This window comes from Aliivibrio sifiae (genome assembly GCF_002954705.1).
Lineage (GTDB): Bacteria > Pseudomonadota > Gammaproteobacteria > Enterobacterales > Vibrionaceae > Aliivibrio > Aliivibrio sifiae_A.
In genome coordinates, this window is sequence record NZ_MSCO01000002.1 from 26,455 (window position 1) to 52,462 (window position 26,008).

The following is a 26,008-nucleotide window of genomic DNA, read 5'->3' on the forward strand; positions in this document are numbered from 1 at the left end:
ATTACGCGATTAAATTCTGGAGTGATGTAGAGGGCACTTACTCTACGGAGAATTATATTAAATAAGGCGACCAAGAAGACGCATTAGGCGACCCATAATGGGGTATGGTGACAAGACAGTATTTTGGTCACGAGTAAGGCGTCACTAGAAGTAAGCAAGTGCCATAGGTTGAATATGGAGAATGTTCAACTTATGGCATTAACTTTAATTGTTTTTCAGTGTATCATCTAGTGTAGCTAATCTAATAAGCTTGATTCTTAATTTATAAATTAGCTTTGTATGATTCGCTGTTAAGATATGTATTTATATTATTTACATATTCATCAAGAAACGTGAATACATTAGTTTTTATATCAAAAAGTTCGCTGACTGTGACATCTTGCCCTATGTCAGAAAATGACTTATTTCCATGAGCAAGCCAGTTGCGATAAGTTTTTACATTTTCTAAATGTCTGCCATCTGGTACAACGGGAATTCCATACCTATGGCATACATTACGGATGCCAGCTGCATCCATATTCCCTGAGACACCAGAAATGAAATTATTAAAGTCTAACTCTTGCCCTGAATTTGTTTCACAATAATAATTATATACTGTTTCAATAAGATCTCCTTTTGGCGTTGATGTTAAACTTTCTGTTTTGGAGTGCCACCATACTTTTTTTAATGATTCCATAATAGAGTTAAAGTCTAATCGTTCGTCTTTTATGCGATTATATATGCTTTGAATTCCATTCATAACCGTAGCTTCGACTAAATTATAAATAAGAAGATAGCAAGATGCTTTGCAAACTTTTTGTTGTTGGACCGTAATAATAGCTTCACGATCATCAATATCTATAATTTTTGCACCGTCATTTCCTAAAGCATTAAGTAAATTAATGTATGCATCAATTTCATTTTTACGCCTATTATATTCATCAGTAAAAGCATGCATAATTAGGCTCCAAGCAACCAATCTCTAACATACTCAATACGTCCTCTTAACCTTGGGCCTGAATTGCTAGCGTGTGAGGTTACATGAGTATTGAATTCATTTGTATGTATAAAGCCATCCCCTTTATTTGTAAGTGTTGGTTGAGATTTTAATGCTAAATTAATACCGATAGCTATAGATTCAAATCGCACTCTAGGGGTTGTATTAGATTTCGCTGATTTTCTAAAACCATTTGGTAAATTATTTTCTACATAGTTGAGCATGGCCCTAAAATCATTCTTAAGCTGTTTCTTATCAAAGACTTCTTTGTTTGCGTCACGTAAGTAATCATCTAAAAAATTGAATACTGAATGTTTAAAATCAAGATAGTTCTTTGAATAAGCAAAGAAGCGTAGAATTAATTCTTCTCGTTCACCTCGTTTTGCTGCTTTGTGTGAGACTGGACAAAGTTTATTAAATTGTTCATCTTCTGCTAAAGCGCAAACAAAATCATAAAATGGGCCAGAAAATGATCCTTTTCTAATCTCTGCTTTTTTTAGGTCTTCACTACCAGTATTAATTCGTTCAAACATATCTAATCGTGATTGTTTGGACACTGTTTCGGGTAAAATTACCATTCTCATTGAGCGATCATTAAATTTAATTTGCTGAGATGCTGGTAAGTCAGAAAAGCTTAAGCCATTTAATAAATCAAGGCGTTGTAAGTTTTTCAAAACTAGGCGATTGAGTGCAAACTCCCTCAATGTATTCATACGCTGAGCACCGTCTAAAATTTCAGTTTTTCCTTCAGTGTCTTGAACACCAAAAAGAAAAGGAATTGGTAAACCCATAATGACGGATTCTATAAATTTGCTTTGACGGTCGATCTCCCAAACAAACTTTCTTTGATATTCAGGAATGTAAAAAAAACCTTTTTCAAAGCGTGTAACCATAACTTCGACAACATATTCTTTCGTATCATATGCAATACTTGTTTGAGTTTCTCTCAATTGCTGTTCTAGCTCATCTAAGTCAACTAACGAATCATTATTCATTTTCAGTTTCCAATTTAATTATTAATTCTTTTGATAATATAGGAGGGACAGCATTTCCTATCATTTGATGTAGATCTCCTCGTTTTACTACTTTTGTAAAATCTAAAGAATCTGGTATTCCCTGTATTCTTGCTGCTTCATGCGGGGTAATTACTCTGGGTTGAGAAGGGTGTAAAAAACGTCCTTGCCCCATCGAACCAAAGCCTCCAGTAATTGTTTGTGCTGGTTTATGCCAAGAAAGCCGGCCATACATAGACTTATATGAGTGATTTTTTTGATGACATTTTGGTCGCAAGTGATTTGGGAGGTTATACTCATCGTTATTGTATAAATAATTTGCTCGCTCTTTATTTACAGATGTCATGCGTGAAGGAGTATCAAACATAGTCTTTTGTTTGATATCAATTAAGTCATATATAGCGTCTTGGAGATTTTTTTTCCCAAGCTTGTTATAAATGGAGGTTAAAATACCATCCTCAAAAGGAGTTAAACTACCTAGTAAAATGTGTCTCTTTCGAGTTTGAGCAATTCCCATCAATTCAAAGTCTACAACTAACTCTTTTATATAATATAATGATCCTAACTGTTCTTTTAATTGAGTAACTACACCTTGTTTTGAATGAATTACAGTAGGTACATTTTCGATTAAAAAAACTTTGGGTTTTAGATATTTTATGACTTTAAGTGTCTCTAAATACAAATCATTTCTAGGGTCACTTCGTCTTGATCTATTGTTTAAATCAGAATGACCTTGGCAAGGAGGTCCTGCAAAAAGGTAATCAATTTCTTCGTAAGGAATATTTTCGACGTGCAAACCTTTAATATCCTCGTCATGAAAATATCTGATGTAGTCTTTAAAATTATGTCGATAAAAATCAGAACAACTAGGCTCAATATCGCTGGCGAGAAATATTTCAAAGTCTAAGTTTAAAGCTCTAGCGGCTTCTAGTGCACCGACTGTTAAACCACCTAGTCCCGAAAATAGATCTACAATTCTCATTAAAATTACCTAATTTTTTATTTAGTTTGGCATTCTAACCTTTTACTATAGTAAAAAAAATGTCTATTTACAGAGGCGTATTAAAGTTAGCTTTCTACTTATCGTACCATCAACGACTCATCTCTCGCCATTCTTCTCACCAATACCGCTCTTACATTGTCGTATACCCAGTTAAAGGTGAATGCGTAAATAGTGATAAAAATAGTCACGCCAATATCCATCACAAACGCTTCCCAGATGCCTACGTTTAATAAGTAAGCCATCACAGGTACAGTTACGAACAGTAACCCTAATTCAAACAAAACAACGTGGAAGATGCGTAATGAAAGGGTGCGCTGTGTTTTCTCGCCAGTGAAGAATTGATCGAAAATCCAGTTATAAATAAAGTTCCAGATCATCGCGATAGTGGCAACAACTATCATGGTTCCTGATAGAGCAGTAACGTCGTGACTAGTAAAAATAGCTAATCCAATGATAGACAGAGATACCGCCAATACCTCAAATAATACAGCGTGGAAAATACGTTCGGTTGTTTTCATTGCGATGACTCTTAATGGTTATTGATATATTTAAAAATAATGAATCAGCGATTATAGAGAGGGAATAAAAGAGATAAAGTTAACAGCCATCACGAATCGTGATAGTTTGGGGCCTGAACAATTTATTAAGTCAATGCCATGTACAGTTTTGAGCAATTAAAAATCTTTGTCACCGTGTGTGAGTGCGGTTCATTCTCTGCCGCAGCTCGTCAGTTAAAGCGCGCTCAATCGGGTGTGAGTCAGGCCATTGCCAATTTAGAGATCGCCATTAACCAAGAACTGTTTAATCGTGAGAAGAACACGCCAGTGCTGACAGAGAAAGGCAGAGCGTTATTGCCGATTGCTCAATCTATTTTGCATCAACAAAAATACTTTGACCAAAAATTAGAATCGTTAGAAAGAGAACACGAATATGAGTTAGTTATCGCCATTGATGAGAGCTTAATGAATGACGATGTATTGCAAATATTGGCGGCATTGGCAGATAAGTTTCCTGTGACGGATTTTGAGATCATTACAACTTCAACGTTTGATGTTGAAGAGCTAGTAAAAAAAGGCAAAGCCCAAGTCGGTATTGTCTACGCAGATGGCGAGTTAAAAGTAGACATGGATTTCTTTACTCTAGGCCATGTACGCTTTTTGACGGTTGCTTCTCCAGAACATGAGTTAGCCAGTTTAGCTGTTGTGAATGATGCAGCATTGAAAGGGCATCGACAATTGGTACATCGCAGTTCAAAGCGTAAAGAGTTGTGGTTCAGCTATGGAATTAGCTCAAAGCTGTGGTATGCCAATACGCATCAAACCTTGATGGATTTAGCCTGCAAAGGAGTTGGTTGGGCGATAGTACCAGAACATAGTGTAGCGACATCATTAGAGCAGAATAAGTTAGTGGCGTTGCCTATTGCACATGAATTTGATGGGTGGTTTACCCCTATGGGTTGCTTGGTGTCTCGTAGCCATGTGTTTGGTCCTGTATTAGAAGAGTTATTGTCCTCTTTACAGGCGATTAGCCAAAAAAAACCGCTAGCTAATCACTAACGGTTTATTATTTATTTACACTGTAAAACGGAACTAGGCGACTTGCTCTGTTTTTAATTGTGTTGCCGCTGACTCTTCACAGAACTCGTGGTGGAGCGCTCGGATAGCATTCTGGTAATCTTGATCACTTACTACAAACTGAACGTTCACATTACGCATAGAAGCATGCAGAGCTACAGGGGTGACGTCATTATTCATCAATGATAATACTCCTTTCGCTAATGCTTTGTTGGTATCAATCTGAGAGCCAATCACCGAGATTAACGCCACCATACGACCTTTAATAGAGGCCTTTGGATAGCGTTTTTCTGCTTTGTATAACAGTTTATTAAGGTTTTCAGTGCTACCGCCAAGGTAATAAGTAATTGAATTAGCATTCATTTCTTTACCTATTAAACTCACTTGTGCGTCTGAGATAATCTCCATTAACTCATAGCCGACGTTATCCACTTGGCCTACCATTGCTTGATCAAATAGGTGCAGGGCAAACACTTTTTCTTTACCTGCAATGATCTCGACTTTGTTGGTTTCTGGCTGGTAATCTGATGAGATTAATGTGCCTTTGTGTTCTGGTTCAAAAGTGTTTTTAATCTGGATTTCAATATCACTTTCACGAAGACCTGCCGCAGCATTAGGGTGAATGGCTTCCATTCCTAAGCTTGCTAATTGGTCTGCAACGTCGTAATTGGTGCGTCCAATTGGGAATACCTTATCTGTGCCTACAACACGCGGATCAGCTGAGCTTAAATGATATTCTTTATGGATAATGGCTAAATCAGCATTGGTAAGTGAAGCAATGCGGCTAAAAGTCATTTCACTGTAACCACGGTCGTACGTGCCCATTAAGCCTTCTTTGCAATATGCATAGCCAGTAACAATCGGCAGCTCTGTGGTGACATCAATATCTTTAAATACATCAGTGATGGTTTCATCTAATGTTCTCGGAGTTTGGTTGTCCCAACCAGAGAGATCTACGAACCTAGCGTTAATGCCAACGGTTTTTAGCTTTAATGCCGTGTTAAAGGCGCTGTGCGCTTCACCAATAGAAGACAGAAATTCACGTACTTGAGGCAAATAACGACGCAATGAAAACTGGCCGTACTGACAAGTTTCAAGAATATTAGAAATACAGGTTTTGGCTTCATCAATTCGTGAACAAATGAATTTATCAGCTCTCAAACGATTTAACGGATCAATAAAGAGGTGTTCATTGGTTAATAGCATGCGATTTTTCACATACTCTAATGCTTCATCCCAGCTATCATCACGTTTAGCGATAAGCTTATAAACACCTGGTTTGCCTGTTTTCTTACATTCAAGTAATGAATCGGTAATACCACCATAAGCAGATACAACAAAAACACGGTTATATGGATTTTGAGGGCGAAGAAAGATGTTGTCTAAAACGGCGTCAAACGCAGTCATAGAAGTACCGCCGATTTTTTCTACGGTATAAGTCATGGGTAATCCTTTTTGACTTTGAGGGAGAGAATCCACTTGAGTCACCATGGACTCAAGTGGATTTACTGCTAACTTAAATAAGCACTAGGGGGAATGAGTGTTTAATCTAAGATAGGGTAGACGCCGTTTTCATCATGAACTTCGGCACCTGTGATTGGTGGATTGAACACGCACGCCATCACCATTTCTTTATCTTTATAAGCACGCAAGTAGTGTTCGTCATGCTTATCAAGAATGTATAAGGTGCCCGGTTTGATTGGGTAGGTTTCACCGCCAATGACTTCAATTTCACCTTCGCCACTCATGCAATAGACTGACTCTAGGTGGTTTTTGTAGTGAATATGCGTTTCTGTATCTTGGTAAATTGTGGTGATGTGGAAAGAGAAACCCATGTTGTCGTCTTTCAACAACATCCTTACGCTTTCCCATGTTTCAGATGCTACGCGTCGTTCGCTATCACGACATTCGTCTAGTGTTCTAACAATCATTGTTTCGTCCCTGATTAAGATGCTTTTTTGAAGTGTTTTTCTGCAATGTTATCAATTGCGTTTTCAAAGATGGTCAGGCCTTCTTCTAGCTCTGATTCTGTGATCGTTAATGGACAGAAGAATTTCACAACTTCATCAGATGGACCAGCAGTTTCAATGATCATGCCGTTTTTAAAACAATCTTTAGCGATGTCACTTGAGATAATGCCATCTTTACACTCAATACCAATCATCATGCCGCGACCTTTTTGTTGAACAAACAATTTAGGGTAGCGTTTTACAGCACGAAGAATGACATCACTGACTTTTTGAGAGCACTGCTTGATGTGTGTTTCAAAATCTGAGTTTGCCCAGTAAATCTCTAGTGCTTTAGCTGCGGTAATAAAAGCGTGGTTGTTACCACGGAAAGTACCGTTATGCTCACCCGGTTTCCATTCATCTAATTCTGGTTTTAGCAATACAATCGCCATTGGTAAGCCGTAGCCGCCAATGGATTTAGATAATGTAATCATATCTGGCTTAATGCCTGATGGTTCAAAACTAAAGAATGTACCAGTACGACCACAACCTGCTTGGATATCATCAACAATCATAAGAATATCGTTAGCTTTACAAATTTTGCTTAGACGTTGTAACCATTCGTTTGATGCGACGTTTAGTCCACCTTCACCTTGTACGGTTTCTAAAAGTACCGCAGCTGGTTTATCTAAACCGCTTGAATTATCAGATAGCATGGTTTCAAATAAGTTAAGGCCATCGATGTCGGCATAGCCTTCAAAAGGAATGCGAGTGATGTTGTTTAAACTAAAACCTGCACCTTGGCGATGGTGTTGATTACCTGTTGCTGCAAGTGCTCCAGCAGTACAACCGTGGAAGCCATTCGTGAAGGCGACAATGTTAGTTCGGTTAGTGACTTTACGTGCCAGTTTTAAAGCGGCCTCAACTGCATTGGTTCCGGTTGGACCGGTAAACTGAACCTTATAATCTAGATTTCTAGGTTCAAGAATATAGTTATTTAATGCATTCAAGAAAGTGGCTTTTGCGCTAGAGTGCATATCTAAGCCATGAGTGATGCCATCTGTTTCGATGTATTCAAGTAAAGCTTGCTTTAAAACTGGGTTGTTATGACCGTAGTTGAGTGATCCGGCTCCTGCAAGGAAGTCTAAGTAACGTTCACCGCTTTCGGTTTCTAGCCAACATCCTTTTGCTTTTTGAAAGATAACTGGAAAACTGTTTGAGTATGAACGTACTTTTGATTCTTGCTTCTTGAAAATATTCATGATGAGTCCGTTTATGATTCCTATTTTATTTTAGAGCGATACGATACAAATATTCAGTATCGTGCTTGCTTTTGAAATGAGCTTCTTTGTCTAGAAACGTCGTAACTTCACCTTGGTCACCATGCTCGGCATCTAGCTTTTTAAATAGTGACCAAGAGGCGTCATTAGCTTTGGTGATCGTCGTTTCTAAGAATTCTGTGTGCTTGAGGTTTTTTCTTTGTAAAAGTTCACTTAGCATTGAGTAAGCTAAACCTTTACCTCGATAGCGAGGAGAAACTGCGACTTGCCAGATGAATAATGTCTTTGGATCATCAGGCTTATGGTAACCAGAGATAAAACCAGCCAGGTTGCCGTCTTTCTCTGCTAAAACGGAGGTCTTACTGAAATGTGTAGATTGAAGGAAATTACAGTATGAAGAGTTGATATCAAGAGGGGGACACTCGGTGATCAATGTATAAACATCGTCACCGTCTGTCCTTGATGGCTCTCTAAATGTCCATTTTTTGCTGGGTTCAATATCCATGCTTGAACACAAGATTCTGGGCGCTGCAATAGTCATATGTAAATACATATCCTTTGTACTCTAATTAAATTCATTTTTATTATGGGCATTTATAGAGACCTAAAGGCAAGTTAATCACAAAAAAAGAGCATTTCTTAGCCGTTTAATGCGACATTGATCTCGTTTTTATACTTTTATTTAGTTAGGGTTCTATGTATTTAGTTGTGTGAAATAGAACAATTTCATGTTTTTTCTATAAAAAAATAGCCCATTCTAGTGGGCTATTTATCGTATTTTGTTAGAGATAATTTATACAGCAGCGACCATTTTTTGCAGTAGTCGAATCATCTCTTTTTGCTCGTTTAGATCAAGAGAGCTAAGCGCTTCTTTATTCACCTTCACAGGGACCGGCAAAAGTGTTTCTCTTAATGCTCGGCCTTCATCTGTGAGGTAAATACGAAATGAACGACGGCTGTTGGGATCCGCTTGTCGTTCAACAAGGCCAAGTTTTTCTAATTTATCTAATGTTCGTGTTGTTGTGGAATTTTCCACTTTTGATTTTTCTGCAATATCACGTTGAGTTACTCCTTCTTCTTCCCATAAACACATCATGGTTGGCCAAAGAGCAACAGTTAAACCGTGCTGTTTTAATTCTGCTTCGAAATTCTTTGAGGCTTGATTGGCAATAACGTTAATCATCCATCCAAAGCTGCTTTGACGATCAAATTCTTCCATTGTGTTTAGACTCCTGCACTTACAACTATTGCAATGGTAACTAATCCGGTTGCAATTAGCACTAATAATGCACGTTTATTGGATACAAACATCAGGTTCGACGAGGCTTGATTTTCTGTGAGTTGCTTCTGTACGCCAGAGATCATTGTCCAAACAAGTGGTTTTGAACGCAGTTTATAAAAGAGAATAGCAATTAAGTGCAAGATAACTAATGCGGGTAGTAAACGTGCACATATTCCATGCAGGGTAACGAAAACATCAAAGACATCATCATTTAAGACGATATCAGCGTAAGGGATGTGGTCAAATAACCCCGCTAACGCTATTCCGGTAATACATTGAATAAATAAGGTGCTAATTAATCCGATAACCATCCAAGATCCTGCTGGATTATGACCTGATTTTGAAGGCTCTTTTCCTAATAAATAACGAACAGTACGCTTTGGAGAAGAGATAAATTGTTTAAAGCGGCTTGTATCACTACCAATAAATCCCCATACAATGCGCCACATAATAAGAGTAAAAAGCACTAAACCTAAATAGATATGTGGTCCTTCACCGTTGAAACCGCTTGCTGCTAATCCGATAAAAAGTAGTGCTTGAAGCCAGTGATATAAACGTGTTGGTAAATCCCAAATCTTCATTTTATTGTTCCTAATTGATAAATTGTTTAACTAACTGAGAATAATTTACATCACAATAGTTGCATGTGCAACTGTTGTGATGTAAATTAAATGCAACTTGAAGTGAGTCAGACATTAATCAGAGAGAAACCAATGAAAAAACTAGTACTTAGCTTATGTGTTTTATTACCAAATATTGTATTTGCTCAATCGAATGTTGAGCTAATTAACGCAAGACAGCTGGCATTTGTGAATATTGAAAATCAATCAGAGCAAGTCGAAGACATGATTGATGAAGATGCACCTAATTGGAATGAAATTGAGTCGATAAGTTATGAACTTTCTAAACATAGCCAATTACTAACCACAGCATTTCCTGAAAGTAGCCAAGATGGCAGTAAAGCAAAAGAAGCAGTATGGAATAAACCTGAAAAGTTTAATCAATTGATGCAAGAGATGGATAGTGGCTTTGTTCAGCTTTATCAAGCAAGCCAACAACAAGACAAAGCATTAGCAGAAGCGGGTTTAGAACAAGCACAAGATACTTGTAATGCGTGTCACCGCTCTTACCGTTCACGTTTTTAAGTAATCCCTGATTAGAACAATATAAAAATCATTAAATTAGAGAGAATAAAGTCATGAAAAAATTAATTAAATCAACATTATTGATCGCATCACTATTTGGATTTTCAACGCTCACACAAGCAGCTGATTATGGTGTTTCATTAAACTGGAATACAACGAATGTTGAAAAAGTACTGGAGTTAATGAGTGCTCAACGTTCCGCATTCGGAGAATTAATTAAGCAAAAAGAAATTAAAGATATGTTTATTTCTGAAAGTTATATTGACGGAAAACCAATGGGTATTCTTCGATTTGTGATCCAAGCGGATAGTGAAAAAGAGGTTGAAAGTAAACTAGCATCACTTCCTTTTTATAAAGAAAACATAGTTAAGATTTCTAATATCCAGTTGTTAGGGGGTAAGTGGTTAGATAACACTCCGGTAAATAAAAACTATGCACTGATGTTTGAATGGAATACTGATATTGATGTAATGGAAATGGATCGAGTGATTGGAATTGATTTGCAGCGTGTCATTGCGCTTAATAAATCGGGTCTGGTTACGTCTTCTTATATTGATACCCAAACAGTAAAAGATGGTTCAACACGACCAACATATTCAGTCTCTATTATGGCAAAAGATGAAGATCATGCGCATGAATTAAGCCAACAGTTTGAAGCTGTTTCCCTTGGCTACGCAACGGTGGATGTTATGTACTTAGGTCATAAAATTAATATGAAAGCATTATAGTCTTAAATAAAATATGAAGTGTTTTAATCATAAAGAGAGAGGGGGGAACTCTATCTCTTTATGGTGATTAACATATAAAAATCACGATTATTATGTGGAATAAGTCTAATAAGTTGGTTGCATGAAAGTGTGAGTTAGGTCTAATATAAATGTGTACAAGGTGATGGGGTACCACCTACTTAACCGCCAATATTGGCTGATGACTCCTACAGTAAAGAGAACAGGTGTATCTGTTTGAACGGTCTTTGTTGATCGCTCTTGGTCTGTAGGTAAATAACGCCCACTTACACCTGTTTTCCTAATCATTGGGAAAATATTATGCAATACGCATCAGAAATTCAAACCATGTGCCCTATCCAAAGAGGCGATTTACACCCATCAGCTCCTATTCCTATTGAAGGTCGAATGATTAATCCTAAAGAAGTCATCGCGATTTCAGGATTAAGCCATGGTGTCGGTGCGTGTGCTCCTCAACAAGGTGCAGCAAAACTAACCCTGAATGTAAAAGACGGCATCGTCGAAGAAGTTCTGATCGAAACGATTGGTTGTTCTGGTATGACGCATTCAGCGGCAATGGCGGCAGAAATCCTCACAGGAAAAACTATTTTAGAAGCAATGAATACTGATTTAGTGTGCGATGCAATTAATGTTGCTATGCGTGAAATCTTTCTTCAATTTGCTTACGGCCGAACTCAATCTGCATTTTCAGAGGGTGGTTTAGAGATTGGTGCTGCTTTAGAAGATTTAGGGAAGAATAAACGAAGCCAAGTAGGCACAAGTTATTCAACGAGCGCAAAAGGTGTTCGTTATATGGAACTTGCTGAAGGGTACGTCACTCGCTTAGGGCTTGATGAAGGCTGTGAAGTGATTGGCTATGAGTATTTAAATCTTGGAAAAATGATGGCAGATATCGGTAAAGGCGTTCCTGCTGAAGACGCGTTAAAAGGCGCTACGGGAACTTATGGGCGCTTTGCTGAAGCGGTAAAAACTGTCGATCCACATCAAGAATAATTGAGGCCATCATTATGAATACGAATATCCAAACACTACTTGAAGAAATGAATTTCTCGACACTTGATCAAGCGTATAATTATTGCCTTGATTTGGGGATAGATCCTAAAAAACTTGTTCTCGATACTCAACCAATTGCTTTTGACAATGCATGCGATGCTTACACATTAGGTTCGGCTTTAGCCTTATACCGTAAAGCAAATAGTGCAGCAGCAGCAGCTAATATTATTGGTGAAGGTCTGCAAGCATTTTGTAAAAAAGGCAGTGTGGCAGCACAGCGCCAAGTTGGCCTTGGTCATGGTGCTCTAGCTGCACGTTTATTATCTGATGAAACTCAATGTTTTGCTTTCTTAGCGGGACATGAGTCTTTTGCTGCGGCAGAAGGCGCGATTAAAATTGCATTGAATGCAAATAAATCACGTCAAACCCCACTGAGAGTAGTATTGAATGGCTTAGGCAAAGATGCGGCCTACCTTATCTCTCGAATTAATGGTTTTACTTATGTTAGAACGGAATTTAACTACCAAACAGGTGAGTTAGTTGAAGTCAGCAGAAAACGTTTTTCACAGACAGAGCGTGGCGAGATTTTATGTTACGGTGCAGATGATGTCCGTGAAGGTACGGCGATTATGCATGCGGCGTGCGTTGATGTAAGTATTACAGGGAACTCAACGAATCCAACACGTTTCCAACATCCGGTTGCTGGTATTTATAAACAAGAACGTCTAGCACAAGGAAAACCGTATTTTTCTGTGGCATCAGGCGGCGGCACAGGTCGTACATTACACCCAGATAATGTTGCAGCAGGTCCTGCGTCTTATGGCATGACAGATACGATGGGAAGAATGCATGCAGATGCCCAATTTGCGGGTAGCTCATCAGTTCCTGCTCATGTTGCGATGATGGGTTTTATCGGTATGGGTAATAATCCAATGGTTGGAGCATCAGTTGCGTTAGCGGTTGAGGTCGATCAGCGTTTAAGTCGATAAATTAAAAGGGTTGAGAATTGTCTGTATTCTCAGCCCTTTGTTGTTATTTATTATTCAGATACTTCGAGTAAATAATCTTCAACTTGCTCTGATAACCAATCAATAATTACACCTCTAGGCATGTTTGATTTTGTCATTTCAGCGAAAGATTGCCAATTCATTGCTCGACTATGTTTAAGAACCTTTAATGTACCGTTTCGTAAGTGTTCATTAATCAGTAATGAAGGAACCGAAGACCAGCCAGTTTTATCTAAAACCGCATCACGCAGGTGTTCATAAAACGTCAGAGCAATGTACTTACTTGATTTGGGCTCTACTATCATTAATCCGTCTTCATCAATGTAATTGACAATAATTTCTGTATTACTTTCAAGATCGGTGAAATTCACTTTTCTAAGCTGATTAAGAGGATGGTCTTTATGGGCAACAGACATCATTCTTATTTGGCCTAATTCATTTTGCTGCACATGCATAAGTTCATTATTTATGGGTAGTAAACCATACGCTACATCAACAATATTTTGCTCGACCATTTCCTCTAATTCGGGAGAAGGGGCAACATAAATCGAAATACTGGTGCTCGGAAATTTACGGCTCATTTTACCTAAGATTTGACGCCAAATTGCTTCAGGTAGCGCATCATCACGAACAATTCGAATGGTTGAAGCAACACCGTTATTGTATTGAAAGCATTTGTTTTCAATATCATTACTAATAAGAGATATTCGTTGGAAATCATGCACAAGAGACTCACCAATTTCGGTTGGCGTAATGCGATTTCCTGTGCGAGTTAATAACGTTACATTCAACTCATCTTCTAATGCATTTAATGCCGCACTTACCGTTGTTCTGCTTTTTTGAAGTTTACGTGCGGCTTCCGCAATAGAGCCTAACTCAACCGTATATAAGAACATTTCAATTTGACTGGTTTTCATGATCTAGACCCAACAATATAGTGGTGAAACATATGCTTAACATTAAGCGACGAATAACCTGACGCTGACTGATTATACTATCACCAATTTCCGTTATATTATGCGCTACATATATAAAAAAGACGAAAAATAAGTCATGGAGTAAAAAGTATGTCGTATTCAGTTCATAAAGAAAGGCAATTGTTATTAGTCTCAACGTTTTCAGCGTTATTGTTTGCCATGATTGGTATTGCGCTAGGTACGTTAATTCATTCACTCGTTATTATTTTTGATGGAGTATATTCGCTAGTCAGTTTAGGGTTAACGTTAGTTTCTCTAATGGCAGTTTTATACATTCGCAGAAAAGACGTATCAAAGAATATTAAGCGCGTTAAGGTAATTGAGTCTTCAGTTATTTTGCTAAAAGGGATCGCAATTACCTTAATGTGTGTACTGTCATTTATTGCTGCGGTTCAAGCGATAATGGAGGGCGGTAGAGAAGTTAATACGGGTATCGCGTTGGCATTTGGTGTGTTTAGCATGATTGGTTGTTATACCAGTTATTGGGTTATGAAGACTCAAGGTCATGAAGTTAATTCAGCTTTGATTGATGCTGAGGCAAAACAGTGGCTAATGGATACCGTGATCAGTGCTGCAGTGTTTGTTGGTTTTATGATAGCTAAATTATTGTTATTAACGTCATACGCACATTATGCCCAGCTTGCGGATCCTGTTATGGTCGTTATTGCCTCTATTTACTTTATTATTGTTCCAGTGAAAATGATATTGAGCTCGGTAAAACAATTACATCAGTTAAGCCGAAACACATTTCTAGCAAAGTATTTACACGCCTAAGTACGCTCATCTTTAGGCGTGTCCATCACCACTAAGGTTCCAATTGAGTTGACCTGAGAGATCTCTCCAAGCACATTTGAATGAAATTGCTTATAAGAGGATAGACTCTCAGTCTCAACCCGCAATAAGTATTCGTTTGAACCTGTTATATTATGGCACTCAACAACTTCTTTAGAATCTATGATTTGAGCCTCAAACCCTTTCTGAGATTGCTTACTGTGGTTCGATAAACCAATGGTTACATACGCAATAAAACCTACCCCGCATTTACTAGGGTTCAATACCGCTCGGTACCCTTGAATCGTTTGATTTCTTTCTAATTCTTGTACTCGTCTTAGGGTTGCAGAAGGAGATAATCCGATGCGTTCTGATAGTTCGACATTAGTCAGTCGACCATTCAATTTCAACTCTTGCAATATTCTTTCGTCAAATCTATCCATGGCGACCAATCCTTGTGTATTTAATTTATTTAAAGCAAATATAGACAGAAAATTTACTTAGTCTCGCATTAAGATACAAGCAGTATTTATTTTTATAAGATTGTCAGTATGGAATATCCTCATTTATTTGCGTTAATTACTTTTGCGTTTGTTGGTGCATTCACGCCAGGCCCAAATAATATTATGTTAATGACCTCTGGTGCTAATGTCGGTTTTGTTCGAACAATTCCTCATATGCTGGGGGTAATATTTGGTTTTGCGTTTATGTTGGTACTGGTTGGATTTGGTTTGCTTCAGTTTTTTCAAACGTATCCGCAACTAGAGAAAGCATTACAGATTATTAGTGCTGTTTATTTGTTGTATTTAGCGTATAAAATCGCAAGCAGCAAGCCTGTGGACAATATTAATGGCGATTATAAACCAATGTCGTTTTTGCAAGCGGCGAGCTTCCAATGGGTTAACCCAAAAGGATGGTCGATGGCATTATCTGTGATGAGTATTTACGCGACCAGTTCGGATATGTTTAGCGTGTTTCTTATTGCTTTTGTGTTTATCTGTATTAATGTGCCAACGGTCAGTTTTTGGACGGCAGCAGGTAAGCAATTACAAAAAAGGTTAACGAAGCCAAGTCATTTAAAAGTATTTAATTACAGTATGGCTGGGTTACTTGTGGGTTCTATGGTAGTCGGTTTTTAATTGTTTATTCTTCCCATAAGATAGGCATGTTTTCTTTGTTTGATTCCTCTTGTTAATACGATGTAATTGGCTTTGATGTGTTATCTTTAATACATCATCTATAAATACACGATTAATAAGGGTATCCCTATGTATCGACACTTTTTCTTGCTCATTGTTGTTCTTTTCTCTTCACTTTCAGTACAAGCTGAAGAAGTGGCGTATTCAGATCAAGATTATTTAGATAGACCATTAATGGAGCGCTATGTTCTTGATGAGCTAAAAGCACTACGAACGGATCAGCAAGATTTAGAGCGAAGAATGATTATCCAAATTACAGACAGAGAGCTTGCTGTTGCGGACAAATCGCTTAATTACTCAAATGTAACTGTGACATACTTTTTCTATGTTATTGCCGCGGTAGCATCACTGGTGGCTTTGATAGGTTGGCAATCTTTAAAAGAAATTAAACAAAACACTAAGGAAATGGCAGACAAACAGCTCAATAAAATTGCCCAAGATTATGAGAAAAAATTTGTTGCCTTAGAGAGAGATCTCAAGCGTAAAACGCGAATTATTACTGAAAATAACCGTGAAATTGAAATTATTAATGAAGTTCATAACTTGTGGCTGAGAGCTCAAAGCGTTCAAACTGCAGAGCAAAAAATGGAAATTTATGATGAGATTTTAAAAGTTAGACCCGGTGATTTAGAAGCGTTAACTTATAAAGCAGATGCCGCAATGGAAATGCGTGAATTTCACTGGGCATTGAATTTATGTAATCGAGTATTAGAAGTCGATGACCAAAATGCACATGCTCTGTTTCAACGAGCGTGTGGGTATGCGCAATTGGGGGCTGAGGTACAAGCTATTGATGATTTGCAACGTTCAATTATGGCAAGCTCATCAATGCGTGATTTAATTCTTGAAGAAACAGATTTTGATCCATTGAGAGGATTGGATCGTTTTGAAGCGTTGTTAGAAGAATAGTATTTACTCTTGTTACTACTTATCACCTAGGTGTTCTGTTATGAAATCTAAAAAGCAGCGCACCTTTCCTGACATATTCTTTCTACTTGGATATACCATAAATACGTCAATGATGATTTTTGGATAGTCAGCAAATAACTCTACTAGCTGTCCTGTTTCTAGTTCGTTTCTTAAATGGAAGCGAGGAATTCGTGTAATACCTTCACCTTCAACACACAAAGATACTTCCATAAATGAATTATTGGTGATTATTTGGCTCTGTATTGGTACGGCAAAAGGTTGGTTATCTTTATCAATAAAGTCCCAAACAGCTCCTTGCTTTACATAGCTATAACTAATGGTCTTATGGTTTGATAGATCTTTAGGGTGTTTTGGTGAACCGTGTTTTTTTAAGTAATCTGGTGAGGCTATTACAATGCCTTCAGATCGTAAGAAGCGACGACTGATTAAACTCGAATCTTCAAGTTGATGAGAGGCTCTAATCGCAAGATCGAATCCCTCTGCGACAATATCAATTTTCCTATCATTTAAATCTAATTCTAGAGTGATATCTGGATAACGATCTGAGAACTTGCCGAGTATCGGGCGTAAACGAGAGAGTGCAAAGCCAACAGGGCAACTGACTTTTAAGCGACCTTTTGGGGTGTCTTGTTGACCTGTCACTGCATTTTCTACCATTTGTGCATCTTCAATTAATTGCTGGCATTGCTGAAAATAGAGCTCTCCCTCTGGAGTTAGGCGTAAGGTTCGTGTTGTACGATGGAGTAATCTAACACCTAAGCGCTCTTCTAATTTACTTACTTCTTTACTTATGTATGACGTTGAATGGCCACTATTGTGTGCAGCTTGAGTAAAACTGCCGCTGTTTATCACTTCAGAAAAAATTATCATTCCATCAAATAGAGCAGAATTAAACGCCATTTATTCTATTCCTAAGTATAATTACGAGTCATATGGAAACAATCATTACACATTTAGGCTATTAATCAATATCTGTAATTAAACTATAGTTACTCTATCGCAAAAAACAGAATGATCTTGAAAAGAGAAAAGTATCACCTACTCTTTTTACTCAAAATAGATAAGTAAGGAATAACGATGAAAGTATTAGCATTAGCAGCAAGCAGTAGTTCAACTTCAATAAACAAACAATTGGCAACTTACGCAGCTGGTTTAGTGCCTAACGCTGATGTTGATGTATTAGATTTAAATGATTTTGAAATGCCAATTTTTAGTGAAGATAAAGAAAAGGAACTAGGTCAGCCAGAACCGGCTAAACGTTTTTTCCAAAAGCTCGGTGAAGCGGATGCGATTGTAATTTCATACGCAGAACATAACGGTTCATACGCTGCAGCATTTAAAAATGTGTTTGATTGGACTTCACGTATTGATATGAAAGTGTATCAAGGTAAACCTGTGATTATGTTAGCGACATCTCCTGGCCCTGGTGGTGCCGCAAGTGTATTAGCCGCAGCGACTGGCTCTGCTCCTTATTTCGCAGCAGAAGTAAAAGGCTCGCTTTCTATACCAAGTTTTTATGATAACTTTGATATGGAAAAAGGGGAATTAAGAAACGAAGAATTAGTTGAGCAGTTAAAAACTATCGTAGCTGCATTATAAAAATATATAACGTTTATTCTTTTTTAAGGCGTATTTATTACATATAAATACGTCTTTTTTTGTAGGTTAATTTTTGCTTTATTCAGTGTGTTAACTATATCTCACAGAGATAGATACATAAGTAAGTAAAAAAACTCCCAGTAAGTGCATTTTAATATCACAAATTCTCAACATTTGAGCGCATTTTCATCGTTTGCCACTATGATTGATAAGAGTTATGCACGAGAATACATAAGCTTAGATTATTATATGGTCATGATTTATATAGGACGTTTTTTATGATTAAGAAATATGTGGCTTTGTTGTTATTGATGGTTAGCTTTATTGCTCCAACTTATGCAAAAAGTCTTAATGAAATTAAAGCAACACAACAAAACTTACAGGAACGTTTAGTTCAACTATCTACTGCTGATCCTGCCGATAAACCTTTTTTTGAAGATGTATTACATCGACAAAATGAAAGAGTTCGAGCTGATATTGTATTAGAATTGCAAGAAGATACAAAAAAAGCCGAATTAAATGGCCTTGTTCAATCTGAAATGCAACTGATTAATCAGTTATTGGCTTATAGCCAAAAAGAGTTAATTCGCATAACAAAAGCATCAAGAAAAGCAAGTGGCGATGAGAAAGCTGATTTGCAATTTGCAGCTCAAAAGCGCCTTGGTTTGATGGACCAATATTACGTAGAAGCATTTGAAACTTTAGCTTGGGGTGAAGAATTAAACATTGATTTCTCTAAAGAAGAAAAAACGATTTTAAAAGAATTAGAAACCCGAGCAGACCTTTTGTTTAATGTAATTCATTACCTTAATACTCAGCGAAATGATATTGCTAAACGTTTGAAGTTTGCATCAGAAGAGCAAAAGGCAACGTTAAAGCATAATGCAGTAAATTTAACTGAACGTATCTCATTAATGGTGGCTAGCTTACAAGCCACAACGGCATTAATGGAAGAAAATGGTGTTGATATTACTAAATATAAGCAACTTATCTTTTCAATGACAGGAGATATCAATAGTGACGTGCTTGATATAGGCGTAGCTTATGGGCTTGTGGAAGAGTGGGGTAATGGCTTTAAAGAATGGGCGATTCAAAATGCGCCATCTTTAGTCTTTAAAGTGCTTATTTTCTTTATTATCCTTTGGGTTGCTCGTGTTCTATCTCAATTGGCTGGAAAAACGATTAAACGCAGTGTGTCTCACTCTAAAATGAAATTTAGTCGTTTGATGCAAGATTTTTTTGTATCGATGGGTTCTAAATTAGTGATGCTGATTGGTATCTTGATTGCTCTATCTCAAGTTGGTATTGATCTGGGACCGCTATTGGCTGGTTTTGGTGTTGCTGGTGTCGTAATTGGTTTTGCATTAAAAGACACATTATCAAATTTTGCATCAGGCATGATGATTCTTATTTACCGTCCATTTGATGTTAATGACTTGGTTGAGATTGCTGGTATTACGGGCAAAGTGAGCCACATGAACTTAGTTTCAACAACAATTAAAACGGTTGATAATCAAAATTTGGTTTTCCCAAATAATAAAATTTGGGGTGACGTAATTAAGAATGTCACGGTTGAGACTGTGCGACGTGTAGATATGGTTTTTGGTATTGGTTACCAAGACGATATTGAAAAAGCAAAATCTATCTTTAATGATATTTTGTTAAGTCACCCAAAAGTCTTAAAATCGCCTGAACACATGATTAAGCTACATACACTAAATGAATCGTCAGTAGATTTCGTTGTTCGCCCATGGGTGAAGACGGATGATTATTGGGATGTGTATTGGGAAGTAACTGAAGCCGTTAAGAAACGTTTTGATGCTGAAGGTGTGAGTATTCCATTCCCACAACGAGATCTCCATATTTATAAACATGAAGCTGAAATTCAACAGTAGATACAAGTAAAAATAGCGACCAAGTTGGTCGCTATTTTTTTATCTACTATTCTGAGATGTCGTCTGTTTTTGTTACTATAGGTGATGGTTTTTTGAATTTTTTGATAACCAATGAAATAACAAAACAAACAGCGCCAACGATTAGTGCAGAACGTAAAATAGTGAAACTATCATGTTCTAATTGCTGGATGTGTGGGCGAACAGAAGCAAATAAACGCAGACTGAAAAAGGCGAGTAAAATAAATGGGACAATTTTTTTCATGCGTAAATGCTCCGATAACATAGAAAAATAATGGCTTATTAATAGAATTATCATAGCTAAAGAGGATCAGAAATTAATCGCTTTTCTTGGTAATGTTAGATTTCGATTTTGTTGGATGAAGAAACTCACTTTATCAGCTTGTAATTTAACTTATTGTTTATTAATGAGTTAAAATGAAGAGTCTTCGTTGAAGTCCATCAGAAAGAATAATGGCACTAACGTATTGATATATGCAGCAGAACCCCTCAAAAACGAAAATAAGTTGAAGAAAAAACTTTACAATGTTTGACACTAAGGTATTATTCATCTCGCTATGTTGCTCAGAGTTGTTAATGAACATCAAGTAAAGTAAGCCTTAGTATTTCTTCGTAATGTCGTTATTCTCAGTGTTTCCCTTAGCTTTGTCGTCACATTTAATAATTCAAGCTCTAAGCACATCGCATTATGCGATTTTTTATGAATTTAAATATATAAGGGACATTACATGTCTAAAACAACTGGTATCGTTAAATGGTTTAACGAAGAGAAAGGTTTCGGTTTTATCACTCAAGATAACGGCGGCGCTGACGTATTCGTACATTTCCGTGCTATCGCTTCAGAGGGTTTCAAAACTCTTGCTGAAGGCCAAAAAGTTTCTTTTGAAGTTGAGCAAGGCCAAAAAGGCCCTCAAGCTGCTAACGTTGTAGCTGCTTAATTTCAAATAAGTTGCGTAGATGATATTTACATCATCTGCGCTACTTTTAAATATTGTTAACACTCGATTTAGTTCTACTCTGTAAGATATAAAACATTTCAAACATCTGCTCCTGTTTCGTACTTGTCATAACATCTCTTAGTTACCTCTACTATCTTAGTTTTAATCCAATCATTTTTCTGTAACATTAATCTATTACATTATTCGTATTAATTTTTCTGATCCTTGTATTTGAGATATTTAGGCCGAAAATTAATCTTATTTCTTAATTATAAATCAAAGGTACTGAATGAAAGTAAATTTTACTATTTTCAAAAACAATGTTTCATGGGATGCCCTAATACATCAATTAAATAGTGATGTCCTATTACGTAATATTCTAATGAAGGGCGAGTTAGACTCGTTTGATATTGATTTTTCATACTGTGAAGAGACAGGTCAAGGAAGTATTACCAACAGTTATAATCAACCTATTGGCAGTTTTTTAATTTCGTTTTAATCATTAGTTGTATAAATTAAATATCACGCTTTTTAAACATGATCAGTTATTGGCTTCCCCAAGAAAGTACCGGCCAATTTTTCTTTTCTGAATAAACCGCTAACTGTTCGCAAGGATTTACTAAGTACGTATGGCTCGCGTACAAGCATAATGGTAAATCATTGATAGAATCAGTATAAAAATGTATTTCAGAATAGGTTTTATCTCCTCCATTTAACCATTCTGATAGACGTTCTACTTTTCCTTCTCTGTAACTCGCAACACCTAATATATGACGTGTATAGAGTTCCCCTTTTTCTTTTAAATCAATTCCAATAGCATGCTCTATACCAAGGCGATCTGCGACAGATTGAACTAAGAAAGCGACAGATGCAGAGATAATTATCATGTCGATATTATCGCGTTTTAGTTGGGTAATAAGTGTTTTAGCCTCTGGAAATAATAGAGGTAAAATCCGTTCCTCGACACATTCAGAAGTTAGTAATGCAATTTCACTCTTTGGTATTGTTTTCAATGGCTGCATTGAAAAAGACAAATAGTCCTCCATATCCATCAAACCTCGAGAATATAGAGCCATTAAGCGCTTATTTTCGTCTAGAAAGTCGGGATCAGTTACAATCCCTTTATCAACTAAAAATTCATTCCAAATCATGGCACAATCGCCGTTAATCAAGGTTTCGTCCATATCAAAAACGTACAATGGTTGCGTCATACTAAGTTCTCACTGGTTGAATTTCATTAAGGTTGAAGAGTAAGTCTAGTGTACTTCCTGCGGTTAATAGTCTTTCTGATGAGCGATTGAGTAAATCAACAGTCAAACTGCAATCATTTACTTCTACTTGGTATCGTATTACATTTCCAAGTAACTGGTGGTTTTTAATAATACCTTGTTTGGGTGTTGATATATGATCTGCATAATGGCGTCCTTCTTCTTTTACATAAATAGATTCTGGTCGAATAGCGACTTTCCACTCGGTTTCAATATTAAATAATTGCTTGGCCTTTGGTGCGTCAACTAAGTTGTAATGTCCCATGAACCCTGCCACAAATTCATTAGCTGGTTGTGTGTAGATCTCTTCGGGTGATCCTTGCTGAACTATTTCACCTTGGTTCATTAAAAAGATGCGATCCGACATGATCATGGCTTCTTCTTGATCGTGAGTGACAAAAATCGTGGTTAAATTGAGTTCTTTTTGAATGTCTCTAATCTGTTGACGAAGGCGTTTTCTGATCTTGGCATCTAGTGCCGATAAAGGTTCATCTAATAGCAATATTCTTGGTTTGACGACTAGTGCACGAGCTAATGCCACTCGTTGGCGCTGTCCGCCTGATAATTGATGCGGGTAGCGATTTTCTTTACCGTTTAAATCTACTAATTCAATGACTTTATTTACTTCCTTTCCAACGGTCTTTGCATCAATTTTTTTCATTTTTAGTCCAAAAGCGATGTTTTCAGTTACCGTCATATTTGGAAATAATGCATAAGATTGAAATACCATACCAATGCCACGTTGTTGTGGGCTTTGTTGAGTAATGTTTTCACCATTAACCCAAATTTCTCCATTATTGATAGGATCTAATCCCGTTAAGCTACGAAGTAGGGTAGATTTACCACAACCGCTTGGGCCTAATAAAGTAATGAATTCGCCTTTTTCTATATTGAAATTTACGTTTTCAAAGACAGTGTTATCACCAAATGATTTCGTTAATTGATTTACGCTTACATAGCTCATTATTTAATACCTCGGTTAAAACGACTTGCTAACCAAGTCAGTAAAAAGATGAATAAGAAATAGGTCATCACTAAAGCTGACGTAAAGTGACCGCTGGTTTGACGCATATTGTAAAGGTAGATCTGTAGAGTTTCATAACGAGTGCCGACTAAGATATTGGCAAACACAAATTCACCTAATAAGAACGAGAAAGATAGAAAGAGTGATGCCATTAACCCTTTGCGTAAATTCGGAAGAATGATCAAGAGAAACGCTTTTGTTGTGCTGGCCCCAAGTAAATGAGCTGCATCCATAAGGTCTTGTAAATTAATGGCTTCAAAGCTGTTGGAGATAGCGCGATACATAAATGGAAGTGCTATCGTGAAGTAGGTTCCAATCAGTATCCAAGGTGTACCTACTAATGGAATACTGCTGTCAGCGTAGATCTGCAATAATCCAACAGAAGAGACCACAGGAGGAACAGCAAAGGGCAATAAGATAAGAATGTTCATTACTTTGTCGAGTTTTGGAAAGTAATAAAATACGACAAAAATAGCAGGTATGATCAGAACGACGCTGAGTGTCAGTGCGGCGATACCGATAAATAATGAACGTCCAAAAGCCGCTAAAAATCGCTCGTCAGTTAAGAGTTGTCCATACCAGTGAAGAGAAAATCCATCAGGTAAGACAGTAGCTCCCCAACGAGAAGAAATTGAATACACAAAGGTAGTGATAATAGGGATCATCATTAATCCCACGATTGAATAAACCACCGATTTATGAAGTGTCGTATTAACGTTTTGCATGATAACTCCTAGCAATAAGCCATTGATTGATCATGGTAATAAAGGCAAGAATGGCCATTAAAATAACCGAGATGGCAGCAGCTAAATTCGGCTCTAGGAATAAATCACTAGAAACAAGGCTAGCAATACGAACGGTGATAACGTTGTAATTACCATTAGTTAAGGCATATACACTGGCATACGCGCCAATGGCATTCGCGATAAGAATAATAAAGGTGCCAAGCAGCGCAGGAGACAGAACGGGCAGTGCTATTTTGAGCCAGTATTGCCATGTTTTTGCGCCGAGTAGAGCAGAGGCTGATTGCCAATCATCGCTTAACGCATCAAAGGCTGGGTAGAGCAACAGAACGCCTAATGGGATTTGAAAATAAATATACAAAGTGAGTAATCCCCACTTTCCATAAAGATTAAAGTCATCAATTAATCCGTACTGTTTTAGCAATAAAGTAAAAGCCCCATTTACACCAAGGATGATGATAAAAGCGAAGGCCAATGGAACCCCTGAGAAATTACTGCTCATGTTGGTAAATGCAATAACACCATCTCGTATTTTACTGTCAATTCTACGAAGTGAAGAGACCAGTAAGGTGGCAATCGCAAGCCCAATAAAACTTGACCACACAGCTAGCCATAAACTGTTGCTAAAGCCTTGCAGCATAAAGCTAGAATCAAATATTTCTTGATAATTTTCTAATGAGAATTCATCTTCATAGATAAAGCTATTGATAAAAACCCAAATCATTGGGGCTAATTGAAATAGGTAGAAAAACAACGCCAGTGGTGCTAACCAAATAGCGGGTTTGATTTTCTTTACCCAAGTTGTCAGTGTTTTATTGGAGGTGCTTTTAGGATAAGTGACTACAGAACTACTCATAATGCTAACAATTCCTGAGAATAAGGTTTGTCGTGTTCAAGTGCCAATAATTGACATAAAGAACCACAGATGTCGGTCTGTTTAATTTTTATGTTTTTAAGCACAGGATCTTGATGGCTAAAGCGATGGCCAATGACAAATAAAGGGACGTCGCGCTCTTCAGGTAAAATCCCGCCATGAGATAAATCATTATTCATACCATGATCGCTGGTGATGATGATTTGATAACCATCGTTTACCCAATCATCAATGTAGTTCGATAAAATAACATCAGCCGTACGAGCGCTGTTTCTGTATTGGATTGAGTCTAAACCATACTTATGACCAATATCGTCAATGTTCATCGGGTGGATTAATAAAAAGTCAGGTTGGTAGGTACGGCGAAGGTACTCTGCATCGATAAATAACGCCTCATCAGGATAATGGTCCCAGTGATAGAAACAGCCATGCTGAATATTCTTGTTTTCATCATGAGTAAAGCGGTCGCGTACTGCATCATAAGGTGCTGCATTATAAAGTTCACTCACCCAATGATAAGCGGCTGCTGCAGTTGTGCGTCCTTGCTCTTTTGCTAGGCTGAATATCGACTCATAATGAGATAAACGAACAATGTTATTGTTTACTATCCCACTTTCAACCGGTGATATTCCCGTTAGTAAGCATTCATACAACGGACGAGAGAGCGAAGGAAGCTCTGATTGAAGTTTATATAAGGTTGTTCTTTGATGCTCAATTAACCCATTTAAGTAACCCATACAATCATGGGCTACTTGGTAATTAAGACCATCAAGTACAACAAGGATAACCTTATTGTTCATCGTG

31 protein-coding genes and 1 riboswitch are annotated in these 26,008 nt (G+C 37.3%); of the genes, 12 read left to right on the forward strand and 19 right to left on the reverse strand.

What is annotated here, in order from left to right:
* Positions 1-262: 262 nt before the first annotated feature.
* The 4 genes from BTO22_RS11225 to BTO22_RS11240 all read right to left on the reverse strand — a co-directional run bounded on the left by BTO22_RS11225 (position 263) and on the right by BTO22_RS11240 (position 3,510).
* The gene (locus BTO22_RS11225; RefSeq protein ID WP_105055610.1) at positions 263-937 is read right to left on the reverse strand and encodes an MAE_28990/MAE_18760 family HEPN-like nuclease; all 675 of its coding nucleotides are present in this window, start codon (positions 935-937) and stop codon (positions 263-265) included.
* A gap of 2 nt (positions 938-939) precedes the next feature.
* The gene (locus BTO22_RS11230; protein WP_105055611.1) at positions 940-1,971 is read right to left on the reverse strand and encodes a DUF262 domain-containing protein; all 1,032 of its coding nucleotides are present in this window, start codon (positions 1,969-1,971) and stop codon (positions 940-942) included.
* Entirely contained in the window at positions 1,964-2,971 is a 1,008-nt protein-coding gene (locus tag BTO22_RS11235; protein WP_105055612.1) for a DNA cytosine methyltransferase, read from the reverse strand. Before BTO22_RS11235 ends, BTO22_RS11230 begins: the two co-directional genes overlap by 8 nt.
* A 98-nt stretch (positions 2,972-3,069) precedes the next feature.
* Positions 3,070-3,510, reverse strand: coding sequence for a PACE efflux transporter (locus BTO22_RS11240; RefSeq protein ID WP_181044631.1), 441 nt, complete (start codon positions 3,508-3,510; stop codon positions 3,070-3,072).
* Positions 3,511-3,648: 138 nt separating this feature from the next.
* On the opposite strand from BTO22_RS11240, the gene BTO22_RS11245 reads away from it, so the two are divergent.
* A complete protein-coding gene (locus tag BTO22_RS11245) occupies positions 3,649-4,548 on the forward strand; it encodes a LysR family transcriptional regulator (RefSeq protein ID WP_105055614.1) in 900 nt (299 codons plus the stop codon).
* Positions 4,549-4,581: 33 nt separating this feature from the next.
* On the opposite strand, the gene BTO22_RS11250 is transcribed toward BTO22_RS11245, so the two are convergent.
* The 6 genes from BTO22_RS11250 to BTO22_RS11275 all read right to left on the reverse strand — a co-directional run bounded on the left by BTO22_RS11250 (position 4,582) and on the right by BTO22_RS11275 (position 9,658).
* Positions 4,582-6,009, reverse strand: a complete 1,428-nt coding sequence (locus BTO22_RS11250) for an aspartate kinase (protein ID WP_105055615.1) — start codon at positions 6,007-6,009, stop codon at positions 4,582-4,584.
* Positions 6,010-6,110: 101 nt separating this feature from the next.
* Entirely contained in the window at positions 6,111-6,497 is a 387-nt protein-coding gene (locus tag BTO22_RS11255; protein ID WP_105055616.1) for an ectoine synthase, read from the reverse strand.
* A gap of 14 nt (positions 6,498-6,511) precedes the next feature.
* Positions 6,512-7,777 carry a diaminobutyrate--2-oxoglutarate transaminase gene (gene ectB, locus BTO22_RS11260; RefSeq protein ID WP_105055617.1) on the reverse strand — a complete coding sequence of 422 codons (1,266 nt, stop codon included), beginning with the start codon at positions 7,775-7,777 and terminating at the stop codon, positions 6,512-6,514.
* Positions 7,778-7,802: 25 nt separating this feature from the next.
* Positions 7,803-8,336, reverse strand: a complete 534-nt coding sequence (ectA, locus tag BTO22_RS11265) for a diaminobutyrate acetyltransferase (protein WP_181044632.1) — start codon at positions 8,334-8,336, stop codon at positions 7,803-7,805.
* A 252-nt stretch (positions 8,337-8,588) separates the two neighbouring features.
* Positions 8,589-9,014, reverse strand: coding sequence for a MarR family winged helix-turn-helix transcriptional regulator (locus tag BTO22_RS11270; protein WP_105055619.1), 426 nt, complete (start codon positions 9,012-9,014; stop codon positions 8,589-8,591).
* A gap of 5 nt (positions 9,015-9,019) precedes the next feature.
* Positions 9,020-9,658 carry a cytochrome b/b6 domain-containing protein gene (locus tag BTO22_RS11275; RefSeq protein WP_105055620.1) on the reverse strand — a complete coding sequence of 213 codons (639 nt, stop codon included), beginning with the start codon at positions 9,656-9,658 and terminating at the stop codon, positions 9,020-9,022.
* Positions 9,659-9,790: 132 nt separating this feature from the next.
* Between BTO22_RS11275 and BTO22_RS11280 the strand changes: the two genes are divergently transcribed.
* The 4 genes from BTO22_RS11280 (at position 9,791) to BTO22_RS11295 (ending at position 12,950) form a co-directional block, all read left to right on the forward strand.
* The gene (locus BTO22_RS11280; RefSeq protein ID WP_060993278.1) at positions 9,791-10,222 is read left to right on the forward strand and encodes a cytochrome c; all 432 of its coding nucleotides are present in this window, start codon (positions 9,791-9,793) and stop codon (positions 10,220-10,222) included.
* A 53-nt stretch (positions 10,223-10,275) separates the two neighbouring features.
* The gene (locus tag BTO22_RS11285) at positions 10,276-10,950 is read left to right on the forward strand and encodes a hypothetical protein (protein ID WP_060993088.1); all 675 of its coding nucleotides are present in this window, start codon (positions 10,276-10,278) and stop codon (positions 10,948-10,950) included.
* Between the two features lie 150 nt (positions 10,951-11,100).
* Positions 11,101-11,166: riboswitch (Fluoride riboswitch) on the forward strand.
* Positions 11,167-11,268: 102 nt separating this feature from the next.
* Positions 11,269-11,961: an iron-sulfur cluster assembly scaffold protein gene (locus tag BTO22_RS11290; protein WP_060993089.1), complete on the forward strand. Its 693-nt coding sequence runs from the start codon at positions 11,269-11,271 to the stop codon at positions 11,959-11,961.
* A 14-nt stretch (positions 11,962-11,975) separates the two neighbouring features.
* On the forward strand, positions 11,976-12,950 hold the full coding sequence (locus BTO22_RS11295; RefSeq protein WP_105055621.1) for a GGGtGRT protein: 975 nt from the start codon (positions 11,976-11,978) through the stop codon (positions 12,948-12,950).
* 50 nt (positions 12,951-13,000) lie between these two features.
* Here the strand turns inward: BTO22_RS11295 and BTO22_RS11300 are convergent, their stop codons facing one another.
* Entirely contained in the window at positions 13,001-13,885 is an 885-nt protein-coding gene (locus tag BTO22_RS11300) for a LysR family transcriptional regulator (RefSeq protein ID WP_060993092.1), read from the reverse strand.
* A 150-nt stretch (positions 13,886-14,035) separates the two neighbouring features.
* Here BTO22_RS11300 and BTO22_RS11305 point away from each other — a divergent pair, with 150 nt between their 5' ends.
* Positions 14,036-14,719 (forward strand): cation transporter, encoded by a 684-nt coding sequence (locus BTO22_RS11305; RefSeq protein WP_060993093.1) that lies wholly within the window; start codon positions 14,036-14,038, stop codon positions 14,717-14,719.
* Here BTO22_RS11305 and BTO22_RS11310 read toward each other — a convergent pair.
* Positions 14,716-15,159 carry an Lrp/AsnC family transcriptional regulator gene (locus BTO22_RS11310; protein WP_105055622.1) on the reverse strand — a complete coding sequence of 148 codons (444 nt, stop codon included), beginning with the start codon at positions 15,157-15,159 and terminating at the stop codon, positions 14,716-14,718. The genes BTO22_RS11305 and BTO22_RS11310 overlap by 4 nt on opposite strands.
* A gap of 108 nt (positions 15,160-15,267) precedes the next feature.
* On the opposite strand from BTO22_RS11310, the gene BTO22_RS11315 reads away from it, so the two are divergent.
* Positions 15,268-15,855 carry a LysE family translocator gene (locus tag BTO22_RS11315; RefSeq protein ID WP_060993095.1) on the forward strand — a complete coding sequence of 196 codons (588 nt, stop codon included), beginning with the start codon at positions 15,268-15,270 and terminating at the stop codon, positions 15,853-15,855.
* Positions 15,856-15,984: 129 nt separating this feature from the next.
* Positions 15,985-16,824 carry a TPR end-of-group domain-containing protein gene (locus tag BTO22_RS11320; protein WP_061003929.1) on the forward strand — a complete coding sequence of 280 codons (840 nt, stop codon included), beginning with the start codon at positions 15,985-15,987 and terminating at the stop codon, positions 16,822-16,824.
* A gap of 15 nt (positions 16,825-16,839) precedes the next feature.
* On the opposite strand, the gene BTO22_RS11325 is transcribed toward BTO22_RS11320, so the two are convergent.
* Positions 16,840-17,745 carry a LysR family transcriptional regulator gene (locus tag BTO22_RS11325; protein WP_105055623.1) on the reverse strand — a complete coding sequence of 302 codons (906 nt, stop codon included), beginning with the start codon at positions 17,743-17,745 and terminating at the stop codon, positions 16,840-16,842.
* A gap of 177 nt (positions 17,746-17,922) precedes the next feature.
* Between BTO22_RS11325 and BTO22_RS11330 the strand changes: the two genes are divergently transcribed.
* Positions 17,923-18,444, forward strand: coding sequence for an NADPH-dependent FMN reductase (locus BTO22_RS11330; RefSeq protein ID WP_105055624.1), 522 nt, complete (start codon positions 17,923-17,925; stop codon positions 18,442-18,444).
* Between the two features lie 278 nt (positions 18,445-18,722).
* Positions 18,723-20,339 carry a mechanosensitive ion channel family protein gene (locus BTO22_RS11335; RefSeq protein WP_105055625.1) on the forward strand — a complete coding sequence of 539 codons (1,617 nt, stop codon included), beginning with the start codon at positions 18,723-18,725 and terminating at the stop codon, positions 20,337-20,339.
* Between the two features lie 46 nt (positions 20,340-20,385).
* Here the strand turns inward: BTO22_RS11335 and BTO22_RS11340 are convergent, their stop codons facing one another.
* Positions 20,386-20,601 (reverse strand): hypothetical protein, encoded by a 216-nt coding sequence (locus tag BTO22_RS11340; protein WP_105055626.1) that lies wholly within the window; start codon positions 20,599-20,601, stop codon positions 20,386-20,388.
* A gap of 484 nt (positions 20,602-21,085) precedes the next feature.
* Between BTO22_RS11340 and cspE the strand changes: the two genes are divergently transcribed.
* A complete protein-coding gene (gene cspE / locus BTO22_RS11345; protein ID WP_012552262.1) occupies positions 21,086-21,295 on the forward strand; it encodes a transcription antiterminator/RNA stability regulator CspE in 210 nt (69 codons plus the stop codon).
* A gap of 289 nt (positions 21,296-21,584) precedes the next feature.
* Positions 21,585-21,794 (forward strand): hypothetical protein, encoded by a 210-nt coding sequence (locus BTO22_RS11350; protein WP_105055627.1) that lies wholly within the window; start codon positions 21,585-21,587, stop codon positions 21,792-21,794.
* A 46-nt stretch (positions 21,795-21,840) separates the two neighbouring features.
* On the opposite strand, the gene BTO22_RS11355 is transcribed toward BTO22_RS11350, so the two are convergent.
* From BTO22_RS11355 to BTO22_RS11375, 5 genes are read right to left on the reverse strand one after another with little or no spacing between them, the layout of a single operon-like run.
* Positions 21,841-22,506, reverse strand: a complete 666-nt coding sequence (locus tag BTO22_RS11355; RefSeq protein WP_105055628.1) for an HAD family hydrolase — start codon at positions 22,504-22,506, stop codon at positions 21,841-21,843.
* 1 nt (position 22,507) lies between these two features.
* Entirely contained in the window at positions 22,508-23,527 is a 1,020-nt protein-coding gene (locus tag BTO22_RS11360; RefSeq protein WP_105055629.1) for an ABC transporter ATP-binding protein, read from the reverse strand.
* The gene (locus BTO22_RS11365; RefSeq protein ID WP_105055630.1) at positions 23,527-24,312 is read right to left on the reverse strand and encodes an ABC transporter permease; all 786 of its coding nucleotides are present in this window, start codon (positions 24,310-24,312) and stop codon (positions 23,527-23,529) included. The genes BTO22_RS11360 and BTO22_RS11365 overlap by 1 nt, the downstream gene beginning before the upstream one ends.
* Complete coding sequence (locus tag BTO22_RS11370; protein WP_105055631.1) at positions 24,299-25,186, reverse strand: ABC transporter permease; 888 nt, start codon at positions 25,184-25,186, stop codon at positions 24,299-24,301. The genes BTO22_RS11365 and BTO22_RS11370 overlap by 14 nt, the downstream gene beginning before the upstream one ends.
* Positions 25,183-26,004, reverse strand: a complete 822-nt coding sequence (locus tag BTO22_RS11375; protein WP_105055632.1) for an alkaline phosphatase family protein — start codon at positions 26,002-26,004, stop codon at positions 25,183-25,185. Before BTO22_RS11375 ends, BTO22_RS11370 begins: the two co-directional genes overlap by 4 nt.
* Positions 26,005-26,008 lie beyond the last annotated feature (4 nt).